Annotated in this window: 19 protein-coding genes and 1 riboswitch; of the genes, 2 read left to right on the top strand and 17 right to left on the bottom strand. The window is 34.4% G+C overall.

What is annotated here, in order from left to right; genetic code table 11:
* Nucleotides 1–79: 79 nt before the first annotated feature.
* From serC to Q5Y73_RS13785, 14 genes are all read right to left on the bottom strand, one after another.
* Nucleotides 80–1,162: a 3-phosphoserine/phosphohydroxythreonine transaminase gene (gene serC, locus Q5Y73_RS13720; protein WP_305992482.1), complete on the bottom strand. Its 1,083-nt coding sequence runs from the start codon at nucleotides 1,160–1,162 to the stop codon at nucleotides 80–82.
* Nucleotides 1,163–1,365: 203 nt separating this feature from the next.
* On the bottom strand, nucleotides 1,366–2,790 hold the full coding sequence (gene glnA, locus Q5Y73_RS13725) for a type I glutamate--ammonia ligase (RefSeq protein WP_305992483.1): 1,425 nt from the start codon (nucleotides 2,788–2,790) through the stop codon (nucleotides 1,366–1,368).
* A gap of 364 nt (nucleotides 2,791–3,154) precedes the next feature.
* Nucleotides 3,155–4,198, bottom strand: a complete 1,044-nt coding sequence (gene aroF, locus Q5Y73_RS13730; RefSeq protein ID WP_305992484.1) for a 3-deoxy-7-phosphoheptulonate synthase — start codon at nucleotides 4,196–4,198, stop codon at nucleotides 3,155–3,157.
* A gap of 282 nt (nucleotides 4,199–4,480) precedes the next feature.
* The gene (locus Q5Y73_RS13735) at nucleotides 4,481–5,431 is read right to left on the bottom strand and encodes a 4-hydroxy-3-methylbut-2-enyl diphosphate reductase (protein ID WP_305992485.1); all 951 of its coding nucleotides are present in this window, start codon (nucleotides 5,429–5,431) and stop codon (nucleotides 4,481–4,483) included.
* Between the two features lie 98 nt (nucleotides 5,432–5,529).
* Nucleotides 5,530–6,990, bottom strand: a complete 1,461-nt coding sequence (locus Q5Y73_RS13740; RefSeq protein WP_305992486.1) for a sensor histidine kinase — start codon at nucleotides 6,988–6,990, stop codon at nucleotides 5,530–5,532.
* Between the two features lie 33 nt (nucleotides 6,991–7,023).
* Nucleotides 7,024–7,704, bottom strand: a complete 681-nt coding sequence (locus tag Q5Y73_RS13745) for a response regulator transcription factor (RefSeq protein ID WP_305992487.1) — start codon at nucleotides 7,702–7,704, stop codon at nucleotides 7,024–7,026.
* Between the two features lie 138 nt (nucleotides 7,705–7,842).
* Nucleotides 7,843–9,336: a S1C family serine protease gene (locus tag Q5Y73_RS13750; RefSeq protein WP_305992488.1), complete on the bottom strand. Its 1,494-nt coding sequence runs from the start codon at nucleotides 9,334–9,336 to the stop codon at nucleotides 7,843–7,845.
* A gap of 198 nt (nucleotides 9,337–9,534) precedes the next feature.
* Nucleotides 9,535–9,942, bottom strand: a complete 408-nt coding sequence (locus Q5Y73_RS13755; protein ID WP_305992489.1) for a YugN family protein — start codon at nucleotides 9,940–9,942, stop codon at nucleotides 9,535–9,537.
* Between the two features lie 126 nt (nucleotides 9,943–10,068).
* Nucleotides 10,069–10,209, bottom strand: coding sequence for a hypothetical protein (locus Q5Y73_RS13760; RefSeq protein ID WP_305992490.1), 141 nt, complete (start codon nucleotides 10,207–10,209; stop codon nucleotides 10,069–10,071).
* Nucleotides 10,210–10,311: 102 nt separating this feature from the next.
* Nucleotides 10,312–11,070, bottom strand: coding sequence for a 3D domain-containing protein (locus tag Q5Y73_RS13765; protein WP_305992491.1), 759 nt, complete (start codon nucleotides 11,068–11,070; stop codon nucleotides 10,312–10,314).
* Between the two features lie 167 nt (nucleotides 11,071–11,237).
* Complete coding sequence (thrS, locus tag Q5Y73_RS13770) at nucleotides 11,238–13,178, bottom strand: threonine--tRNA ligase (RefSeq protein WP_305992492.1); 1,941 nt, start codon at nucleotides 13,176–13,178, stop codon at nucleotides 11,238–11,240.
* 420 nt (nucleotides 13,179–13,598) lie between these two features.
* Nucleotides 13,599–14,498: a putative sporulation protein YtxC gene (gene ytxC / locus Q5Y73_RS13775; RefSeq protein WP_305992493.1), complete on the bottom strand. Its 900-nt coding sequence runs from the start codon at nucleotides 14,496–14,498 to the stop codon at nucleotides 13,599–13,601.
* A gap of 211 nt (nucleotides 14,499–14,709) precedes the next feature.
* Nucleotides 14,710–15,840, bottom strand: coding sequence for a cyclic dehypoxanthinyl futalosine synthase (gene mqnC, locus Q5Y73_RS13780; RefSeq protein ID WP_305992494.1), 1,131 nt, complete (start codon nucleotides 15,838–15,840; stop codon nucleotides 14,710–14,712).
* Nucleotides 15,841–15,932: 92 nt separating this feature from the next.
* Nucleotides 15,933–16,829, bottom strand: coding sequence for a TetR/AcrR family transcriptional regulator (locus Q5Y73_RS13785; RefSeq protein WP_305992495.1), 897 nt, complete (start codon nucleotides 16,827–16,829; stop codon nucleotides 15,933–15,935).
* A gap of 181 nt (nucleotides 16,830–17,010) precedes the next feature.
* On the opposite strand from Q5Y73_RS13785, the gene Q5Y73_RS13790 reads away from it, so the two are divergent.
* Both Q5Y73_RS13790 and Q5Y73_RS13795 read left to right on the top strand, forming a co-directional pair.
* On the top strand, nucleotides 17,011–18,804 hold the full coding sequence (locus Q5Y73_RS13790) for an MDR family MFS transporter (RefSeq protein WP_305992496.1): 1,794 nt from the start codon (nucleotides 17,011–17,013) through the stop codon (nucleotides 18,802–18,804).
* Nucleotides 18,805–18,963: 159 nt separating this feature from the next.
* Complete coding sequence (locus Q5Y73_RS13795) at nucleotides 18,964–19,131, top strand: hypothetical protein (RefSeq protein ID WP_305992497.1); 168 nt, start codon at nucleotides 18,964–18,966, stop codon at nucleotides 19,129–19,131.
* A 224-nt stretch (nucleotides 19,132–19,355) separates the two neighbouring features.
* Here Q5Y73_RS13795 and Q5Y73_RS13800 read toward each other — a convergent pair whose 3' ends face one another.
* From Q5Y73_RS13800 to metA, 3 genes are read right to left on the bottom strand one after another with little or no spacing between them, the layout of a single operon-like run.
* Nucleotides 19,356–20,519: a trans-sulfuration enzyme family protein gene (locus tag Q5Y73_RS13800; protein WP_305992498.1), complete on the bottom strand. Its 1,164-nt coding sequence runs from the start codon at nucleotides 20,517–20,519 to the stop codon at nucleotides 19,356–19,358.
* Nucleotides 20,520–20,524: 5 nt separating this feature from the next.
* Nucleotides 20,525–21,685, bottom strand: coding sequence for an aminotransferase class I/II-fold pyridoxal phosphate-dependent enzyme (locus tag Q5Y73_RS13805; protein WP_305992499.1), 1,161 nt, complete (start codon nucleotides 21,683–21,685; stop codon nucleotides 20,525–20,527).
* A gap of 17 nt (nucleotides 21,686–21,702) precedes the next feature.
* Complete coding sequence (gene metA / locus Q5Y73_RS13810) at nucleotides 21,703–22,614, bottom strand: homoserine O-acetyltransferase MetA (RefSeq protein ID WP_305992500.1); 912 nt, start codon at nucleotides 22,612–22,614, stop codon at nucleotides 21,703–21,705.
* Nucleotides 22,615–22,732: 118 nt separating this feature from the next.
* A riboswitch (SAM riboswitch) is annotated at nucleotides 22,733–22,846 on the bottom strand.
* Nucleotides 22,847–22,913 lie beyond the last annotated feature (67 nt).

Here is a 22,913-nt window from a genome sequence, read left to right on the forward strand (position 1 = left end):
CTTAGGTGTCGCCAATTAATTAGGAAGAAACGTCCGTTTCAGACGTTCTTCCTATGTATTGATGAAAGCAATATTCTCTTTATCCGTTTCGTTTTTGAAAGTCTATCATAAACTCACTTAACGCCTTACAGCTTTCATACGGAACCGCATTGTAAGTTGAAGCCCTCATTCCCCCAACGCTGCGATGTCCTTTCAAACCTACAAATCCGTTCTCCTGAGTCTGTTTAAGAAACTCCTTCTCTAATGCCTCATCTTTTAATCTAAAAGGAATGTTCATAATAGAACGATCCTGCTTCTCAACCGTACCTACATAAAAACCTTGACTCTCATCAATGACATCATAAATCAACTTTGTTTTTTCTTGGTTGAATTTCTCAACTTGATCTAAACCGCCCTTTTCCTTCAGCCATTTAAGCACTAAATTCACCATATAAACTGAATAAACCGGTGGTGTATTGTACAGAGAATTTGCCTTAATATGTGTATCATATCGCAACATAGATGGGATATGATCTGGTGTGTTTTCCAGTAAATCTTCTTTAACAATCACCAAAGTGACTCCTGAAGGACCAAGATTTTTTTGAGCTCCTGCATAGATTAATCCAAACTTTGATACATCAATTGGTTTACACAATATATCACTAGACATGTCAGCAATAAGAGGTATATCCCCAATGTTCGGAAACTGCTGAAATTGAATGCCTTCAATCGTTTCATTGGAAGTAATATGTAAATATGCACTTGAATTATCTAACTGTAACTCAGACAAATCAGGAACATGTGAAAACTTTTCTGGTTGTGCAACTACCCTTGTTTCACCTATTAATTTAGATTCTTTTAAAGCTTTTTTCCCCCAACTTCCAGTGATCACATAATTAGCAACTTTTTCAGAAGTCAAAAAATTTAAAGGTATCATTGCAAATTGAGTGCTTGCGCCACCTTGTAAAAACAATGTTTTATACCCAGCTGGGATATTTAATAAATCTGCCAGCAACTCTTGTGTCTCTGCATTTAATTGTTCGTATTCTGCACTGCGGTGGGATATCTCCATAACAGACATTCCAATCCCCTGATATTCAACCAATTCTTCTTGAGCTCTTTCTAGTACCTCTAATGGTAGTGCAGCAGGACCCGCATTAAAATTATACGCTCTCTTGCTCATGTTTGGAATCCACTCCTTTTTCCGAATATTCAGCTTAGCAAACGGTGTAATTATTAGTTTTTTATTTTATTTATGCATATAATAGCAGTATTCTAACCACGATTCAAGCCTTAATACACCCCAAAAAGTGAAGAATGTTCAAAGATTTGCTCAAAAAAAGAAGATCACCTTGATTGGTGACCTCCTTGTATTATAAATATGAATTAGCAATCGTAGTATAGAGAAAACTCATGTGGATGAGTGCGGATTGCGATTTCTTTGGCTTCTTCACGTTTTAAACCAATGTAATGCTTAATGAATTCTTCAGAGAATACTCCACCTTCTGTTAAGAAACTATAATCTGCTTCTAAAGCATCTAAAGCTTCTTCTAAGCTAGCAGGTACGCTGCGAATTTCGTTTTTCTCAACATCTGATAAATCATAAATGTTTTTATCTAATGGTCCGTATCCTTCTTGACGAGGATCAATTTTATTTTTGATTCCGTCTAAACCAGCCATTAACATTGCAGCAAATGAAAGGTAAGGATTAGCCGTTGAATCCGGTGTACGGAACTCAATACGAGCACCTTTTGGAGTTACAGCAGCTACAGGAATACGAACTGCAGCAGAACGGTTACCTTTTGAGAATACTAAGTTTACAGGAGCTTCATATCCTGGTACCAAACGTTTGTATGAGTTAGTACTTGGATTAGTTAATGCGATAAGTGCAGGAGCATGCTTCAAAATCCCACCGATGTAATAAAGTCCTAGCTCACTGATGTTTGCATATGCACCTTCTTCATAAAATAAAGGAGTATCACCGTTAAAAATACTTTGGTGAACATGCATGCCGCTACCATTATCTCCGAACAAAGGTTTTGGCATGAATGTAGCAGTTTTACCAAATTTAATTGCTGTATTATGAACAATATATTTATATTTCATTAAGTTATCAGCAGTATCAACTAAAGTACTGAAACGGAAGTTGATTTCTTGCTGACCAGCCGTAGCAACCTCATGGTGATGACGTTCAATAACTAAACCAGCTTCTTCTAATACACGGCAAATTTCACTGCGAAGATCTTGTGTTGAATCTGCTGGAGATACAGGTACATATCCACCTTTGTTGCGGATTTTGAAACCTAAGTTTCCACCTTCTTCTTCACGTCCAGTGTTCCAAATGCCTTCTTCTGAATCTACTGAATAAGAAGATACATTTTGGCCACTTTCATACCTTACATCATCAAATACAAAGAATTCTGATTCTGGAGCAAAAAATGCTGATGTACCTACACCTGTTGATTTCAAATATTCTTCAGCTTTCTGAGCAATATTTCTTGGATCACGCTCATAACGATCCCCTTCAGGTGAAAAAATGTTACACATAATGTTTAATGTGTTATGCGCTGCAAAAGCATCTACAAAAACAGACTCAGGATCTGGCATCATAACCATGTCAGATTCTTCAATTCCTCTAAAACCAGGGATGGAAGAACCATCAAAAGCTACTCCATTCTTAAAAGTATCTGCATCAACTGCTGAAGCAGGCACCGTAATATGGTGAGCCTTACCAGATAAATCTACAAATCTAAAATCCACGAATTCTATGTTTTCTTCTTTGATTTTCGCTAATACATTTTCAACAGACATCTTATTTCCTCCATTTTTCCGAAATTTCCGAACATTAACTTAACTATTATGTGTTAACGTTCAAGTTTTTATGCTATCGTTATTATAAAACTTGGCACTACTATAGTCAATAGCCATGTAAGGTATTTTTAATATTAATGTCAGATATGCTCACATTTATTTCATAGCTTTGGTTTTTATTTCCACAGACATATCATTTATGCTGCTCACATTGGATAAGGAAGTGATCAAAAACAAAAATGATCAACTAGTATCATGTAGTTAGAATTGTTAGATTCTGAAACTTCACTACATAAAGCGCCCTACAGAAGATAGACATCAAATAGTCTACTCTATAGGGCGCTTTTTAAAAAAACTATATTTATTATTTTAAAACTAATTCTTTTTTAGTATCAAACTTTTTCCCCATTAGTGGAGCTAGTTTTTCAATATCTTGTAACAGTGAAGCAAATTGATCAGGGAATAAGGATTGCACTCCATCACCTGTCATTGAGTTATCAGGATCTGTATGCATTTCGACAATTAAACCATTTGCTCCTGCAGCTACAGAAGCTTTAGACATCGTTTCTACTAATTCTCTACGTCCTGTACCATGACTTGGGTCAGAAATAACAGGCAAATGACTTAGCTGCTGCAATACTGGAATTGCAGTCAAATCAAGTGTGTTTCTTGTGTATGTTTCAAACGTACGGATTCCTCGCTCACATAACATAACGTTCGGGTTTCCACCTGCTAAAATATATTCCGCTGCATTTAATAACTCATCATATGTTGCAGAAAATCCTCTTTTTAATAGTACAGGAGTATCAATTTCTCCTAGTTTACGTAATAAATCAAAGTTTTGCATATTGCGAGTACCAATTTGTAAAATATCTGCATGCTCTGCAATCACGTCGACATATTCTGGAGTCATAACTTCTGTAATCGTTAATAGATCATGTTTTCTACCTGCTTCTGCCATCATTTCTAATCCTTCTACTCCAACACCTTGGAAGCTGTAAGGACCTGTTCTAGGTTTGAACGCTCCACCACGAAGTACTTGTCCTCCTGATGCTTTTACAATCGCGGCAATTTCATCCATTTGCTGAGCAGATTCAACCGCACATGGACCACCCATGATGACTAAGTTTTCTCCACCAATTTTAACACCTTTGATATCGATGATCGTATCATTAGGCTGGAAGTCACGACTTGCAAGTTTATATGATTTAGTAATTTTAATTACATCTTCTACGTCCTTCATTTGACGAATTTGCTCTGCTAATGTTGGATCTGCTTTCCCAACGATTCCAATAACAGTGCGATCCGTTCCTTTTGAAATATGTGTTTTTACCCCTTGTGTTTCAATATGTCCTACAATTTCACTAAGACGATCTTCACTAATTTTATTTGATGTGATAACGATCATGATTTCCACTCTCCAATTTAATATGATTTACTTTTATTTACTAAAGCACTAACGTGCTTCAACGCTTATACGCTTTTAAGTGTTAAAGTTACTATATATTATTTTCCCTTGATAGTCAAGTGATTTGAATAAAATGGTTTTTCACCTTCTACATGCTATATTAGCTAACTTTCAGACTAGTACAGGATGTACTGATGCATCGTTGGTCACAGGACGTGACCTGAACTTAGATGTAAACATTATTGTTAGTATTACACCTCTCGTCTGAAAGTTAGACTTTCTTTATTTAGCTGTTTTAATCTTTGCTTTAGGCAATAATTTATCTCTTTTAATCGTTCTTTGGATCTCCCAAGTTTGTTCATCTGCTGGATCATATTGTTCCAAGTATTCGATAACTTCTTTCGTAATCAACGTTGGAGTAGAAGCTCCTGACGTTACAGCTACATTTCTAATATGTTTCAGCCATTCCTGTTTAATCTCTGATATATCTGCAATTCTATATGCTTTAACTCCTGATATTTCTTGGGAAACTTGTGCTAAACGATTAGAATTATTACTTCTCGGATCACCCACAACAATCAATAAATCTGCATCCCTTGCTTGATCAGCGACTGCTTCTTGCCTTACTTGAGTAGCCAAACAAATTTCATTATGGATTTCAGCGGATGGATATTTTTCAATTAATCGATTAATAATATGTTTGATATCCCATTGACTCATTGTGGTCTGATTCGTAATAATAATTCGTTCTGTATTTATATTTAAATGATCTATTTCTTCTACTTTTTCTATTAAAGTTACGTGATCAGGAGCGATTCCCATTGCGCCTTCTGGTTCAGGATGACCTTTTTTCCCAATGTAAATCACTTTATAACCTTCCGCTGTTTTTTCTCTTATTAAATCATGTGTTCTCGTCACATCTGGACAAGTCGCATCTACAACCGTAAGTCCTCTTGCTCTGGTTTTTTTACGAACTTCTGGCGAAACACCATGAGCCGTAAAAATTACAGTCCCTTTATCTACTTTTTCTAAAATCTCCAAACGATTTTCCCCATCGAGTGTAATGATACCTTCATCTAAGAAAGCATCTGTAACATGTCGATTGTGGACAATCATCCCCAATATATATATAGGTCTTGGTAAATCTAAGTTTTTGGCAGTTTGCATGGCAAGAACCATAGCATCAACTACACCGTAACAATAACCTCTAGGAGAGATTTTGATTACATCCATTAAAATCACCTCAGATAAAATAAAATACATAAGTTCTTAATCTCATTATAACACTTTTTTCTTTTTAGAAATGAATATGCCTTATTTACCAGAGTGATCTATTCAACCAATGGGATCCAAATAATAAAGGTTGTACCCGATTCTAAACTTGTTAGAACTTCTACAGAGCCACTATGCTCTTCAATAATCCACTTTGCAATCGATAATCCTAAACCTGTACCAGGTTTGATCCCTCTTGACACATCTGCACGATAGAATCGATTGAAAATATGAGGGATATCTTCTTTTTTCATCCCTATTCCAGTGTCTGTAATTTCGATACCCACTTGATTCTCAACTGTTTTCACCTTTAACTCTACATAACCTTTCTCAGTATATTTAAAAGCATTTTCAATAAAAATAAACAGCATTTGCTGCAAATATTCGTTATTTCCAAACACTTGAATATCTTTTAATAGTTCCAGATCATCGACTATAAAATCAACGCTTTTCGGTAAATACTGAGCCTTTCTAATTACCTGCTCAATAATTGGTTTAATAGAAATATTTTCTTTTTCCATCTCATAACCTGCATCTGCTCTAGCAAGAGAAAGTAAATCATTCACAAGAAGACTCATTCTTTCCGCTTCAGAGGAAATGTCAATTACAGATTCTTTTGTTAAATTCATTTTTTCTTGTTCTGACATCTTATGTTCATTATTTGACTGCCACATTTTTTCTAAAAACTCTATATTCCCTCTGATTGTTGTTAAAGGAGTCCTCAATTCATGAGAGGCATCCGAAACAAATCTTCGTTGTAGACGATAAGCATCCTCCAACTCAGCATAAATAATTTGTATCCGTGACAACATTCCATTGATCGTATGAATCAGGCGACCTATCTCATCATTAGGACCTTCATATAAAATACGATTGTCAAGGTCCGTGCTTTTTTCGATTTGATTTGCAGCTAGAATCACATTTTCAATGGGTTTTAATGTTTTACGCGCCATAAATAATCCAACAGTAGCCGCTATCCCTATCAATATTAAACTTGAAAATATATAAATCCATTGGAAAGTATTTAAGTAAGTATAAATATCATCTATAATAGTGGCTACCTGCAAGACGCCAACCACTTCATTCTGTAGAATAATTGGTTTGTAAAGTGTTAATAAGGATACATTATTAATGTTGGTAGTTTTTATGACTTGATTTCCATTTAAAACAGCATCAAATGTCTCTTCATCCATTGGAATTTCATAATCAAAAAGAGCAAAGGATTTATCCTCAAGCTCCCCGTATTTGTTCACTACCTGTAAAAAATAAGAAGTACTTAAAAAATTCAAATTAGGCAATTCATACTGGTATCCCAGTGTTCCATCAGGTCTCAAATAAAAAGTTCGATCTAAACTCTCAAGCATTTCTTTATAGACCTCATCCCCTTGTGTTTTTAAGTTATCTTTTTCCGAATTAAATAAATTGTTCTCTAATACTAAAAATAATACAATACCTAAAACAATAATCATTACTGCGAGAATTCCTGTATACCATAAAGTTAACCGCAATCGAATTGACATCAAGTTTCACCTCTGTTTTAAAAAATCCACCCTCTATCTTAAGACATAACCAGCGCCTCTTTTGGTGTGAATGATTCTTTTTTCTCCCTCTTCTTCTGTTTTTTGTCTAAGCAAGGCGATGTAAACCTCTATTACATTGGATTCACCGCTATAATCATAACCCCAGATTTTATCCATTATGACATCACGAGATAGTACTTTGTTAGGATTGCTTAAAAACAAATGCATTAATTCAAACTCTTTTGTTGTTAGTTCAATGGATCTACCATTACGAAAAACTTCCCTAGTATCAATATCGAGAACAACATCCTCAAAATTGAGCTGTTGTTTATCTTCTTCTGCAGTAATTTGGTTTCTGCGAAGCAATGCCCTAACCCTAGCCAACAGCTCCTCTAGTGCAAATGGTTTAACTAAATAATCATCAGCTCCAGTATCCAAACCTTTAACACGGTCACTCACTTCATCCTTTGCTGTTAACATCAGAATTGGCAGTTGACTGCCTCCCTCTCGAATCCTGCTGCAAACCTCCCATCCATCCATGACAGGCATCATAACATCTAAAATAAGAAGATCAGGCTCTTCATCTCTTAATATCATTAAACCATCATTCACATGATTTGCAGTTTGTATCAAATAACCTTCAAATGCAAGATTTCTTTTCAACATAGAAGTAATTTTTTCATCATCATCTATGATTAATATCTTTTTTCTCATATTTTGCTCTCCTCAACTTCAAATTTAGGTTTAATTTAGAGTACAAGAAGAAAGTAGAGAATTTGTTTGTGCATAGTGTACAGCACTGCTTATCCTCTACTTTCTAAGATGTTAATATTCTATTCATTAGATTAAAGTTTAATCAGCATTTCTATCACCAATGGTAATGATTGTGTCAAAGGTTTTACCTTGTCTTATAAATGTTAAATTTACTGACTCACCAACTTCGGTTTCTTTCACTTTTCCTATGAGATCATCCGCATTTTTAATGCTCTCTCCATTAAATTCAATGATGACATCGTTAGGTTGCAGTCCTGCAAGGTGGGCTGGGCTTTGTCTCTCAACTTGGTTGATGTGTACACCATCTTTACTTTCTAAATTTAATCCACGTTGAATATCATCATTAATATTGTTTAACCCAACACCAATATATGGTTTTGGAATGGTTACATTATTCTTCAAATCATCCAAAACTTCATCAATTGTGCTTGTAGGTATTGCAAATCCAATACCCTGTGCATCTGTACTAACAGCAGTATTAATGCCAATTACCTCACCGTTCAAATCAATTAATGGTCCTCCTGAATTACCTGGATTGATGGAAGCATCGGTTTGCAATAAGTGCTCATAGGTTCTAGTACCTTGAGAGTCTGGTATTGAAATCTCTCTTTCATTGGCACTAAGCACACCAACACTCACTGAATGATCAAACCCAACTGGATTCCCTATAGCAGTTACCCAATCCCCTACTCTTAATTCATCAGAGTTTCCTATTTCCAGAGTCGGAAAAGTTTCGCTACCTTCGATTTTTAATACAGCAAGGTCTAAATCATATGAAGAACCTAGCAGCTCAGCTTTAAACTTTTCCTCATAACCTTCAAGCTCAACATATATTTCATCAGAACCTGAAACAACATGTTCATTCGTTAAAATATATCCTTCTTCATCAAATATAAAACCCGAACCTAAGCCTGAAGGTTCTGGTCCACCATCAGGTGTTGAATTCAATTCATCTCCAAAAAAATATCTGAATATATCTTCATTGCGATTTATACTATTACTACTTTGTGTTGTATAGGTTTCAATCTTAACAACGGCAGGCGATGCTTGCTCCACAATATCTGCTATATTATCTGGTCTATTCTCAAAATCTATTGAAGCCTGACTTTCACTCCCAATAGCTGACACTATATTTTGTGATACTGCTTGATCAGGAGGAGGATTATCTGAAGAGAAAAGATTCAATTTATCTGAAGCAACCATGAGACCACCAACAATAAGTACCCCTGACATAAATGCAGCAAACATACTTTTGAATGAAGATCGTTTTTTTCTAGTTGAATAAGTCCATTCTTGCTGAGTGTATTCTTTATTAGGTATATCGTTTTGTACTTGATTTCCGTAAATAGAAACTTCTTTAGGTTTGTTGATTTCAACATCTGAAGATTCTCCTAAATGAGATGAATAGGATGTGTATTCAGCTTCCTTTGACGGTTCTGTTGGTTTAAAAGAACCATATGAATAATATTCACTTTGATTCGTTTTCGATTTATCTTGTTTCGTATTTTCTTTCGTTTTATCATCGTTGAAAAAATCACTTTCATTATTAGTACCTTTGTTCTTATCATCCATAAGAAAACCTCCCTCAGAGCATTTAAGATTTATATATGAATAATGACGAAAAATCATTATATCATTTATTGTTATCTATATCATGCATCATAAACATTAAATAAACCTTAAAAATAAATAAAATAGAATTAAAAAGTAATTCATGGGGGAATGTAGTACATTTTCTTATGTATGGTTGTATTCAATTTTTGGGGTGAATTATATTTGAAGCTCTACTTTTTTGATTAGTTCCTCCGCTTTTGCGATCCATTCCTGCTCTAATTCAGCATCTTTGTCTAGAGGAGTTTGAAATTGATTGATTAAGGATGCATACACTTGCATATGTGCATTTGGATCTGTCCCTTCATTATATACATGTTTGAGTGCAAAGGGGGTACCTAGTTGAATCATTGTTGATTGATTCATAATCTCTCCATCCAACTGTCCACTTGTCACTTGAAATGGAATACGCAGCCAAACCTGTGACTTTTCGTCCAAAGCACGATCAAAATATCCATGTTCGTAATCCCAATTCGCACCAAGAGAAAAATCTAACGTTTTTAGTCCTTTATATAGGTTTGAAAATAAATCTTCTTTGTTCTCAATCTCAGATTTAATTTGTTTCAATTCATTCAGCCTCCAGTCCATCGAGTCCTTCATTAAACATTGAATTTGTAATCATAAATTCTTATGTTATGAAAAAGAAAGTGATTTGCTAATATGCAAACCACTTCCCTTTCGAATGAAATACATTTACTTATTTGCTTCTTGATTTCTTGCATTTTGACCTGCTCTTTTAGTATTCTTAGCAGTTACTTCTTCTGCAAATTCAGCATTATATTGCTGGTTATTTTGATTGTTTGGATTATTTTTGTTGTTTCTATTTTTAGCCACTTGAATTCACCTCCCGCCACAATACTTTCTTCGAACACGATAGTATTATTTCACATAAAAAACATTTTATGCATTTAAATTTTGCGGGTAGCTATTTGATAATTAACTTCTAAAAAATTCCATTTTTTGTCTTAGGATAGCCTCTGTGATTTGACCGTTCCCTTCTTCAATAATAAAAACATCTAACTTTTTCTTACCCCATAAATTATAAACATCTTCTTTTGAGTTGAAATATAAATCTATTACATTTCCTTTAATAGCTGAGCCAATATCGGCAACAATTCCGTAACCATATCCCGGGATATACAGCACTGTACCTAATGGAAATAAATTCAAATCCGCTGCAATTGTGGATATTGAATCTGGAGCTCTTTGAACCTTAACACCAGAATAAGTAATTCCATACTCTGGATGTTCAGGCGTTTTTCCAGTCGATTCAACCCCTGCATAATATCCTGTTGCAATCACTTCCACAGCTTTATAATTTTGACGTATTTGGTTTTCATCCAATCCCTCAATCGAATGTTTAACGGATTGATTCTTACTCATTGTTTTAGTTGGTTGTTTAACCTGCTCATGTTCATTTTTTAAACTGGCTTTCTTCACTGTCTTTAGTTGTTCAACATCAATGATATCCATACCGTGATCAGAAGTTAAACTTTCTTTATTACTTTCATACTTTATCGACTCTATATTTATATCTGCAGGTACACTTGTATAAGATCTTTCATATTTTAATACTTCAGTAATTTGAATTTCATCCTTTTCCACTATCTGAGTAATGAATGTCGCTATGATAAGCGTAAAAACAGGTAAAAGTAAAATGGAAATCAATTTTAAACGATACTTTTTCAAAAACATTTTTAAAAACCTCCCCTAGTATAGGAGGCTTTCCAAAAATAATAAAATATATACCCTATGGAATAAAAGATACCCTTGTGATAAGAACTCGCAAAAAAAGCAGTAACGGTCATATTCTGAACCGTTACTGCTTATAAAGAGAAACTTGCTATCACAAAAGATCTAATTTAGTTAATCACCTTGTTATTGACCTCTTCTGTGATTTGTTGGATCACTTCTGTTATTGATTTTGCTCCTACGTCGCCTTTACCACGAATACGCACGGATACACTTTCTGAATTTTTCTCATTCTCTCCTACAACGAACATATATTTCACTTTTTCAAGCTGAGCTTCTCTAATTTTATAACCTAGTTTTTCATTTCTTAAATCAGACTCTACTCGGATTCCTCCAAGCTGCAGTTTTTCAGCTACCTCCTTTGCATAATCATCATAAGAATTTGAAACTGGAATCACTTTGGCTTGTACAGGCGCTAACCATGTTGGCAAATCACCTGCGAAGTTTTCCAATAAGAAAGCAGTCATTCTTTCCATAGTACTAATAATTCCTCTGTGAATAACAACAGGACGATGTTTATTTCCATCTTCTGCTATATATTCAAGTTCAAATCTTTCAGGCAATAGGAAATCAATCTGAGCCGTGGATAAAGTCTCTTCTTTGCCAAGTGCTGTTTTAATTTGCACATCCAGCTTTGGACCATAAAATGCAGCTTCACCTTCAGCTTCAAAGAACTCAAGCTCTAACTCCTCTGCTACTTCCCTAAGCATTCTTTGAGAAAGTTCCCACATGTTGTCATCAGGAAAATATTTTTCTTTATCTTCTGGATCACGATATGAAAGTCTGAAGCGATAATCGTTTATTCCGATATCTTTATATACCTGAGTTATCAATTGAATCACTCTGGCAAACTCTTCTTTAATTTGATCAGGTCGACAGAAAATATGTGCATCATTTAAAGTCATTGCTCTAACACGGTGCAATCCTGTTAATGCACCAGACATTTCATATCTGTGCATTGTACCCAACTCTGCAATACGTAAAGGCAGGTCACGATAACTGCGCATTTCATCTTTAAATACCATCATGTGATGAGGACAGTTCATAGGTCTTAACACTAACTCTTCATTATCAAGTTCCATTTTTGGAAACATATCTTCATGATAATGCTCCCAATGTCCTGATGTTTTATATAAGTCAACATTAGCTAATACAGGAGTATATACGTGATTATAACCTAATCTTTCTTCCAAATCGACGATGTATCTTTCTAAAGTTCTTCTTAACTTTGCACCATTAGGGAGCCACAACGGTAACCCTTGTCCAACTTCTTGTGAAAAAGTAAACATTTTAAACTGTTTTCCTAATTTACGATGATCACGTTTTTTTGCTTCCTCTAATAAATGCAAATGCTCATCCAATTCAGCTTTTTTAGGAAATGCTGTCCCATATATACGCTGAAGCATTTTGTTTTTAGAATCTCCTCGCCAATAAGCACCAGCTACGCTGAGCAACTTATATGCTTTTATTTTACCTGTTGACGGCAAATGAGGTCCCCTACATAAATCAAAAAACTCACCTTGATCATATATTGTAATTGTAGAGTCTTCAGGCAAATCTTGAATTAATTCTAATTTTAATGGATCTTCAAGCTCAGTATATATCTTTAGTGCTTCTTCTCTGCTTACTACTCTTCTAGAGATTTTTAAATTCTCATTAATGATTTTTTTCATTTCTTTCTCAATTTTGCTCAAATCTTCCGGAGTAATGGAGTGTTTAAGATCGATATCATAATAAAAACCATTTTCTATGACTGGACCAATCCCTAACTTTACATTTTTCTCACCATATATTCTTTTGATTGCTTGCGCCATTAAGTGAGCTGTACTGTGACGGTAAACTTCGAGACCTTCCTCACTATCCAGTGTCACAATTTCAATCTTTGCATCTTCATTTAAACTAAAACTTAAATCTACAACTTGACCGTCTACTTTACCTGCAACGGCTTTCTTTCTTAAACCTGGACTGATGGATGCAGCAATCTCTTCGATATTAATTCCATTATCATATGAACGACTAGCACCATCAGGAAAAGTAATTTGTACTGACATTTGGTTTTATCCTCCATTTTTTTGCAAACTAAAAACGCACTGATCCCAAAAAGGGACGAGTGCGTTTATCTCGTGGTTCCACCCTACTGCAACCGATCCTTCAATCGATCCTTCATTATATTCATAACGTGAATAACTCGGTGTGAACTACTTTATGTAACAAAAACTCTTATGAGTCTCTAAACACGTTCATTCTCACAGCTGCAAAGTGGTAAATCACATTGGATTCTGGAGGAAATCTCAGCCTTGTTTCCTCTCTCTGATCAGTTCTAAAATGTGATTCGTGTCTTTGATCATTGCTTTTATTTTTAAATGTATTTAACTTTTAACTTTTAACTTTTAACTTTTAACTTTTAACTTTTATAATTGTATTATATTAGAGCCATTCTTTTTGTCAAGTGTTATTTTGGCTAACTCATCTCATTTTTCAGCTTTTCTGTAGTTAGAAAGTATCTTTTCACAGACATTGCAGTATTTGCAAATAAAAGTCCGCTTTTCAAAAATTTGTTGAATAACGTGAATCACTTGCATCTCAGGCTTTCGAGTATGAATGATTATTTTTTGAGGTGAAATAGATACTAATTTCGTAATGATAAGATCATCAAAATTTTTATCTTGAATTCCATCATTTGAATCCGCGCTGCCATCCACATCGATGCATTTTAACTGCTCATCAAGAACTAAAAAATCGTTTTCTCCATTATGAATAATATGAACTGTTGGTATTTTGTGTTCTTGTGAGGATACAAATGTTTTTAATAAAGTCATAAAATCTTTATATTGTTGATCACTAATATACTCTTCAATGGCATATTCAACCACTTCATTAAGTTCTTGAAGATAAAATTGGAGTCTGAACCGAATAAAACCATCTAAATTAATCCACGTATTATTTTCTACATATTGATAAAATAATTTTTCTATTTTTTGTTGTTTTTTTTGAATAAAATTGGATGATTGTGATGGTTCATTTAATAACTCAGTACAATATTCACTTAATCTTGAGATTTCAATTTGATTAAAATGAGGATGCTCCTTTTTAATCAAATTGTGAATCAACTTATTTTGTAAGTGTGTTAAAATGAATTCGGAAAATGTTTTGCTTACAGATTGATATAACAAAGCTGCATGTTTAGTTAGTTGAAATTGTGGTAGAACTCCAGTACAGATTAGGTTGCTATCATTTTTATTCATTTTAAAAACTTGTTTTTTAAGTTTATTTTTTTTATGTAGAAAGGTGATGTTTGATTGCAACATTGATAAACATTGTCGAATTTCCTCTTCAGAAAAATGATCCATACTAATTGTAATTAGATTCATATTCACACTCCTTTCACACGAATAACCGCCATCTAAAGTATATGTTTCAGCTAAAGCAGATATACGAAAAAAGGAATACCAATAAATACCCTTACATAAACCACAAAGATAATTTATTGTAAATCATATTATAGAATTAAAAAATACACCTCCAACGGTTAGGCCTTTCGCCTAACAATTGAGGTGCATCTTAATTTAAATTTGATGTATTCTAATTCTGCATAATAAAATCTTTTTCTATATTTGATCCTTCATTAAATACACGTAAAGTTTCATAAGCTGTATTTCTTTGTGCAGGAACTTTACCTGCTTCACGAATTAACTTTAAGATAGTCTCAATGTTCACCTTATGTGTTGTACCTGCAGCAGATACCACATTTTCTTCCATCATTGTACTGCCAAAATCATTACAGCCGTATTCAAGTGATTTTTTACCGATTTCTGCACCAAGTGTTACCCAAGATGCTTGGAAGTTCGGTATGTTGTCAATCATTAAACGACTAATCGCTAATGTTTTCAAATAATCCTCAGGTGTTGCTTTCTCTTGTTTATAATTCGTATTTTCCGGTTGGAACGTCCAAATGATAAACGCTAAAAATCCAGCTGAATCCCATTTATTTTGAATACAATCATCCTGTGCATCTCTAATTCTAAGCATATGCAGCACACGTTCTTCCATTGTTTCTCCAAAACCAATAACCATAGTTCCTGTAGTATTCATACCTACCATATGGGCAGCTTGATGAATATCCATCCATTCACGCCAAGAACCTTTTAACCGACTTACCTTGTTGCGGATACGATCAATCAGCATTTCTGCACCTGCTCCAGGAAGGGAGTCCAAACCTGCTTCATTTAACTTTCTAAGCACTTCTTCGTAAGGTAACCCTGACATCTCATGCATTTTTCGAACTTCAACAGTTGAAAGTGAATGCATATGGATTTTAAACCTTTGTTTAATTTCTCGTAATAAATTTAAATAATAATCAAAAGGAAGGTCTGGATTTACTCCGCCCTGCATCAAAACCTCTGTACCACCAACGTCTATGGTTTCTTGTATTTTTTGAAAGATCGTTTCGTTTGGAAGTACATAACCATCCTCATGACCAGGTGGTCGGTAAAAAGCACAAAACTTACAATACACATCGCAAAAATTTGTATAGTTTATATTTCTACCAATGACAAAAGTAGTGATTGGATCTGGATGAAATTGAAGCATTTTTTTATTCGCTGCTTGTCCAATTTTTTCTATTTCATCGGATTCAAATAAAGTCACACCATCCTCTAGTGTTAACCTCTCACCTGATAATGCTTTATTTAAAATTTGATCTATTTGACTCATAACGTTCACTCCCCTATCTACAAAATATATCACAAAATATATAGGGCGTCATTATTTTCGAAAGAAGAACGTTTTGGTTGATTTGGAAAAGATTAATTTAAAGAAATTAACGCTGAATTTATTTCCTTTAAAAAGTCTTCTAATTCAGAAACTCCAGTATTGTGCAAATATAACATTAATCCTTCTATAACAACCAAACGAGGATCTTCTTGCTCTATCTCCTCAGTAATAGCTTCCAAGGAAGAACTAACTTTTGCCTTTAAATTCATATTTAAATCAAGCTTTGAAGTGTGTAATTTGATTTCGTTTATAATACTTTTGATTTTTATTATTGCAGCTTTTTTCAATTCTTTTTCCATATGAATATAGTTTTCCATAATATCTTCAGATAGAAAAGGAACATGATCATTAGCTTTAAAACTGTCTACGGCTTGATCTAATACAGAAATTAAAAGGTTAGGAAGACGCTCTATTTCAATATTCTTTTTATCAATAATGATGTATATCATAAATTCTCTCATCATGCCAATTAATATCGTTGCAAGATCATAAGCGTATTTCTTAATGTTGTCACCATAAATCTCAATAACATGATTCGTAGCCCAATTTATAGTTTTTGCTCTAATTTTAAACATAAATTCTTTAATTTCATCATTAATCTGAGAAACCTGCTCTCTCATAATCATTTTAATAAATTCTTTGTATTTTGACTGCTGTTCAATTTGAACCATCATTTGTCTTGTAAACATTTCCTTTGGTGAAAGATTGCATTCATTTTCCCGTACTTTTTCAACTTTTTCATACATGGGATCAAAGTAATATCGAAGCAGCGATATCATCAAATCTTCCTTAGAATCAAAATAATTGTATATAGAACCTTTAGCCATTCCAATATGATCAGCAATCTCTTTCATAGATGTTGCGTGATACCCTTTTTGAGAAATTAAGATCATCGCTGATTCCATAATGTTCTTTTTCTTTTCATTCATAAAAAACATCCTTTTATAAAAAAATAAGTTAGTTTTATTATATTTGTTTTCCAATTGACCTGTCACTAGGTTTTATATATAATGTGTCTACGTGGTCATTAATTATTATGACTTATTGGTTTTATTATAATATGACTTATCAGTCATTACAAATATGATTTACAGAAGGAGAAGACTTAAGATGGTACAAGAAAAACAAATTAATACAAAAATTGTTCTTTTAGGCCTTATGATTGGTATGTTTTTTAGCGCTCTTGAACAAACAGTAGTTGGAACAGCCATGCCAACCATTATTGGAGAGTTAAATGGCTTTGAGATTTTTGCATGGGTAACCACGGCTTATTTAATTACATCTACAGCCGTTATACCAATCGTTGGAAAAATATCTGATTTATTTGGCAGACGTTATTTATACTTAACTGGAATGTTTATTTTCATCTTAGGTTCTGCATTATGTGCAACCGCAACTACGATGGAGCAGCTAATCATTTTTCGGGGTATACAAGGAATAGGTGGGGGAATGATTATGCCATTATCTCAAACCATTGTTGGAGATATATTTACGGCTGAACAACGTGCGAAGTGGCAAGGTGTTTTTGGGGCCATTTTTGGTTTAAGTTCGGTCATAGGTCCTTTGGTTGGTGGTTTTTTTGTTGATACAATCAGCTGGCATTGGATCTTTTTAATTAATGTTCCTTTTGGTATATTATCTGCTGCATTAATTTTTATAGGTATGAAAAATGAAATGATAAAACAATCAAAAAAATTATCTATAGGACGATTAAGCAAAATCTCTTTAGTTACTGCTGGTATCATGTTTATAATCGGATTAATTCTTGGCGGTGACACTTTTAAATGGATTTCAATAGAAAGTTATTTGTTATTTGGGATCCCACTCATCATATTTATTTTATTTGGTTTTATAAAACGTAAAGAATTAAATATTGATTTCTTTGGCATTATGACATTAATCCCGGCACTTACTTTATTATTACTTGGATTAACATTTGGAGGAGATAAATTTGCTTGGCAGTCCCTCTTTAGTTATCTTATCTTTGGAATTTCTTTATTATTATTAACTTTTTTCATTTTCATTGAGCGAAAAACAGATGAGCCGATTCTGGACCTTAGTCTGTTTAAAAATAGAGTTTTTGCAGCAACGAACGGACTAGGATTCCTATTAGGTTTAGGTATGTTTGGCGCAATTATGTTTGTTCCGATGTTTATGCAAGCCATCTTAGGCGTATCACCAACACAGGCTGGGTCTACAATGACACCGATGATGATTTCATTAATTGTGGCCAGTGTCATAGGTGGAAGATTGTTGTTACGAATACAATATAGAACAAACCTTACTATAGGAATGATTATCACAAGTATTGGTTTTTTCCTAATGAGCACGATGGGATTGGAATCAACTATGCAGACAGCATATGGTTTTATGATGATTATGGGATTTGGAATGGGGCTAGTTATGCCAACATTGATGATTGCTGTTCAAAATGCTTTTCCAAGGGATAAACTTGGTGCTGTAACATCTGCCTCTACATTTTTCAGATCTATTGGAGGTACCATTGGAGTCACAATATTTAATGTTGTGATGAATAACACGTTGAGGGACAGAATGACGGAAGTTACGAGCCAGCAAACAGACTCCAACGTCACTTCCACTTTAACTGCTATAGGTGATGAACCTAATCAATTGTTCGGAATATTAATTGCAACTCCTGATGAACTTAAAGAATTATTTCCAATTCCAGAAGAAACATTAAATGGGGTCATACTTGCGATTAAAACGGCATGGTCACAATCATTTTCTTTTGTATTTCTTACAGGCTTGAGTATTATTGCTCTAGGTATATTTGTGGCTCTTAGCGTAGGAAATGGACGTATTAAACGAGATAAAAAGAAATCCATTACAATTTGGAAAAGAGGAAAAGATAACAAAATGAAGAAAGAATTTGTTACGGAGTAATAGTAATCGCTCAGTATCTAAAGTTAATAATATATTTCAAACAAGGAAAATTGATTAGCTAGTTTGCAGTCTTGTGAATGACTGTATGCTAGTTTTTTGTTTTCATTTTTAGTATAATTCTCCTTATTATTTAAATAATGGAGTAGGAGCGTTTTTAATATGGACATTTTTTTCCTCATCTTTGTTTATCCACTACTTGTTTTTTATCTGATTGGACAGCTTAAATTAATGAATCAAAAAAGACATTTTTTTCACCATATGGAACAGTCAAATAATGAAATTGTTAAGAAATTAGATGAATTATTGAAATTACAAAAAGAAAAATAAAAAACATGGATGTACTAGAACAGAAATTACCAGTTCGTGGATGAATTGATTTCAGAATGATCAATCGAAGTGATTGCAAATGAGTGAAATTTAGGATGTAGCAGTTAATGACAAACAGATTGTGACCTGAACTCAGATGTAAACCATATTGTGGATGATTGCATTCCGCTACTTCCTCTTGTAGAAGAGGAAGTTTTACGGAATGTTCAATCGTGATTAATTTATCAATAAAGTGCTTGTTCTAAATCCTGAATAATATCCTCTATGTCTTCCAAACCTACTGAATAACGTAATGTTCCATCTGTTATCCCACGTTCCAGACGCACTTCTCTAGGCATTGCGGCATGTGACATCATAGCTGGGTAAGACAATATACTTTCCACTGCTCCTAAACTCACCGCAACTAGAGGTATTTTCACTCTAGACAATAATCCTTTTGCTTCAGTACCAGACTCAACATCAAAGGATACGACTGCACCGTAACCACGTGATTGCTTTTCATGTATTTCTTTACCCGGATGATTCTCTAACCCCGGATAATACACTTTCTTTATTTTTGGATGGTTTGACAACCACTCTGCTAATCGGATAGCTCCCTTTTCAGAATGCTCCATTCTTGCCTGTAATGTTTTCATTCCTCTCATTAACAGCCAAGAATCATGAACACCTAGAATATTACCCAAACCGTTTTGAATTTGTTTCATCTTTGTTCCTAACTCATCAGTCGCAACCACCGCTAAACCTGCAACTACATCACTGTGTCCACCTAAAAATTTAGTTGCACTATGTAATACAATATCCACCCCTAATTCAATTGGACGTTGGTGATATGGGGTCATAAACGTATTGTCTACCATCGTAAGCAAATTATGGTCTTTAGCCCAATCCGTAATTTGCCCAATGTCTGTAATCTTTAAAGTAGGATTCGATGGTGTTTCCATAAAGACAGCTTTTGTGTTGGCTTTTAAAGCGCCTTTTACTTGCTCAAATTGAGTCATATCTACAAATGTAGTTTCAATATTCATTCGGTTTAATATGCTTGTTAGCAAACGATAAGTTCCACCATAAACATCCTCTGTAACAATGACGTGATCCCCACTGGATAAAAGCATGAATGCAGATGAGATTGCTGCCATTCCTGATGCAAAAGCAAATCCTCTAATTCCATCTTCTAAAGTAGCGATATAATCCTCTAACATTTGACGAGTCGGATTTCCAGATCTCGTATAATCATAATCAGGAAGATCCTCTAGAGAAAAATGATGAAAGGTAGAGGCCTGATATAGAGGTACACTAGATGCACCTGTTTGTTTGTCAATTTCTCCGCCAAAATGAATAACCTTAGTGGCAAACTTTTTACTTTGATTATTGTGGTTATTATCAGACATCTAAATTATCTCCCTTCAAGCTCTATACGTGCTTTTTCAAAAGCTTGAGATAGATCCGTTATTAAATCTTCAACATGTTCTATCCCAACAGAATAACGCAGCAAACGATCATCTACACCGACTTTTTCTCGTATTTCCTTCGGAATATCTGCATGCGTCTGAACAGAAGGATATGTCATTAATGATTCAACTCCTCCTAAGCTTTCAGCAAAAGCAATAATTTTAATATGGCGTAAAATAGGTTCTATAGTTCGAGCGTCCTTCATTTTAAATGAAAAAATACCGGTGTTGCCTGAGGATTGTTTGTTTTGTACTTCATGACCAGGGTGTGAAGGTAATGCTGGATAAAATACCTCGTCAACCATTGGATGCTCAAGCAAATACTCCGCTATTTTCGTTGCATTTTCTTGATGTCTTTCCATACGTAAAGCAAGTGTTTTCATCCCTCTCATCAACAACCAACAATCCTGAGGACCTAGAATAGCCCCGATGGAGTTGTGTAATTCAAACATCTTCTCCGACAATTCTTCACCTTTAGTAACAATTAATCCCGCTATTACATCATTGTGACCACCTAGATATTTAGAGGCACTATGTATAATAATGTCTGCACCTAATTCAATTGGCCGTTGAAAATAAGGTGAAAGCAAAGTGTTATCTACGATCGTTAGCAAGTTTTTAGTTTTAGCCCATCTGCTTACTTTTTCAAGATCTGTCACCATCATTAATGGATTGGTTGGCGTTTCAATTAAAATCGCTTTTGTATTTGGAGTGATTAACTTCTCCATCTCTTCGATATCATTTGTGTCAACATAACTTGAGATAACTCCGAATCGTGACATGGTTTGCTCTAATAATCTATAAGTTCCACCATAAAGATCTAATGAAACAATCAAGTGATCTCCTTGTGAAAACAAAGCAAATATTGTCTGAAGTGCAGCCATACCTGAACTGCAAGCAAACCCTGCATCTCCGCTTTCTAATTCAGCAATTGCATCTTCTAAGATGGTACGGGTAGGACTTTTGGTTCTTGCATAGTCAAAACCAGTGCTTTCACCTAATTTAGGATGCCTAAAAGCCGTTGCATGATATATTGGATAATTGACAGCTCCTGTTTTAGGGTCAGCTTGCGACCCTATTTGAGCTAATCGACTTTCTATTCTCATAATAAGTTTCCTCCTTTTTAAATAACCCAATCAAAGGTTGTTTCTTGATATACATAATAATTCAACCAATTTGAGAAGAGCAAGCTTCCATGTGCTCTCCATGTATTATAAGGTTTTCGTTCTGGATCATCTTTTGGAAAATAGTTTTTAGGAACGGCACACTGCATCCCTTTATTAATATCTCGATCGTACTCCCATTTTAAAGTTTCTGAATCATATTCGGCATGGCCAGTCACAAAGATCTGTTTTCCATCTTTAGTAGCAACGATATAAACTCCTGCTTCCTCAGATTCAGATAAGACTTCCAAATTTTCATGTTTTTCAATGTCTTCTCTGCGGACCTCTGTATGTCTAGATTGAGGTGCATTAAATATTTCATCAAACCCTCTGAATAATTTTACATTCTGTACATTCGTTTGATGTTGGAATACTCCGAATATTTTATCTTCTAGTAAATACTTAGGAACACCAAAGTGATGGAACAATCCTGCTTGTGAAGCCCAACAAATGTGTAGCGTTGAAGTAACGTGATCTTTAGACCAATCCATAATGTCCTTTAATTCTTCCCAATAATTCACATCTTCAAATTCCAGCGTTTCAACAGGGGCACCTGTTATAATCATACCGTCAAAACGCAAGTGCCTAATCTCTTCAAAAGTTTTATAAAATTGTTTTAAATGTTCTTTTGATGTATTTTTACTTTCATGTGTTTTTGGATGAATAAGTGCAAATTCGACTTGAAGTGGTGTATTACTTAGCAATCTTAGGATCTGAGTTTCGGTTGTTTCCTTCGTAGGCATTAAATTTAACATGATCACCCTTAATGGACGTATATCTTGATGAAACGCTCTAGATTCATCCATCACAAATATATTCTCTTTATTCAGTACTTCTTTTGCAGGGAGATGATCAGGAATCTTAACAGGCATCTCAACTTCACTCCTTTAAATGAAAGTATTTAACCATAAAACTTCATCAGAGTCAGATTATCGAAAAAAACCTTTCTCACTGAGAAAGGTTTTATAATCATTCATAAAATGATATCCTCTCTCATCTCTCAGAAGCACATAATTGCTTCTGCAAGATTTAGCACCGTGCAATAATTAATTGCCGGTTGCCGGGTTTCATTGGGCCAGTCCCTCCACCTGCTCTTGATAAGAGTTTCACGATTATTTAATTATTATTACTTTAATTGAAAAAAGAATTAGAGTCAAGAAGAAAAAAAATA

This window comes from Chengkuizengella axinellae (genome assembly GCF_030730905.1).
GTDB classification, from domain to species: Bacteria; Bacillota; Bacilli; order Paenibacillales; family KCTC-33759; genus Chengkuizengella; species Chengkuizengella axinellae.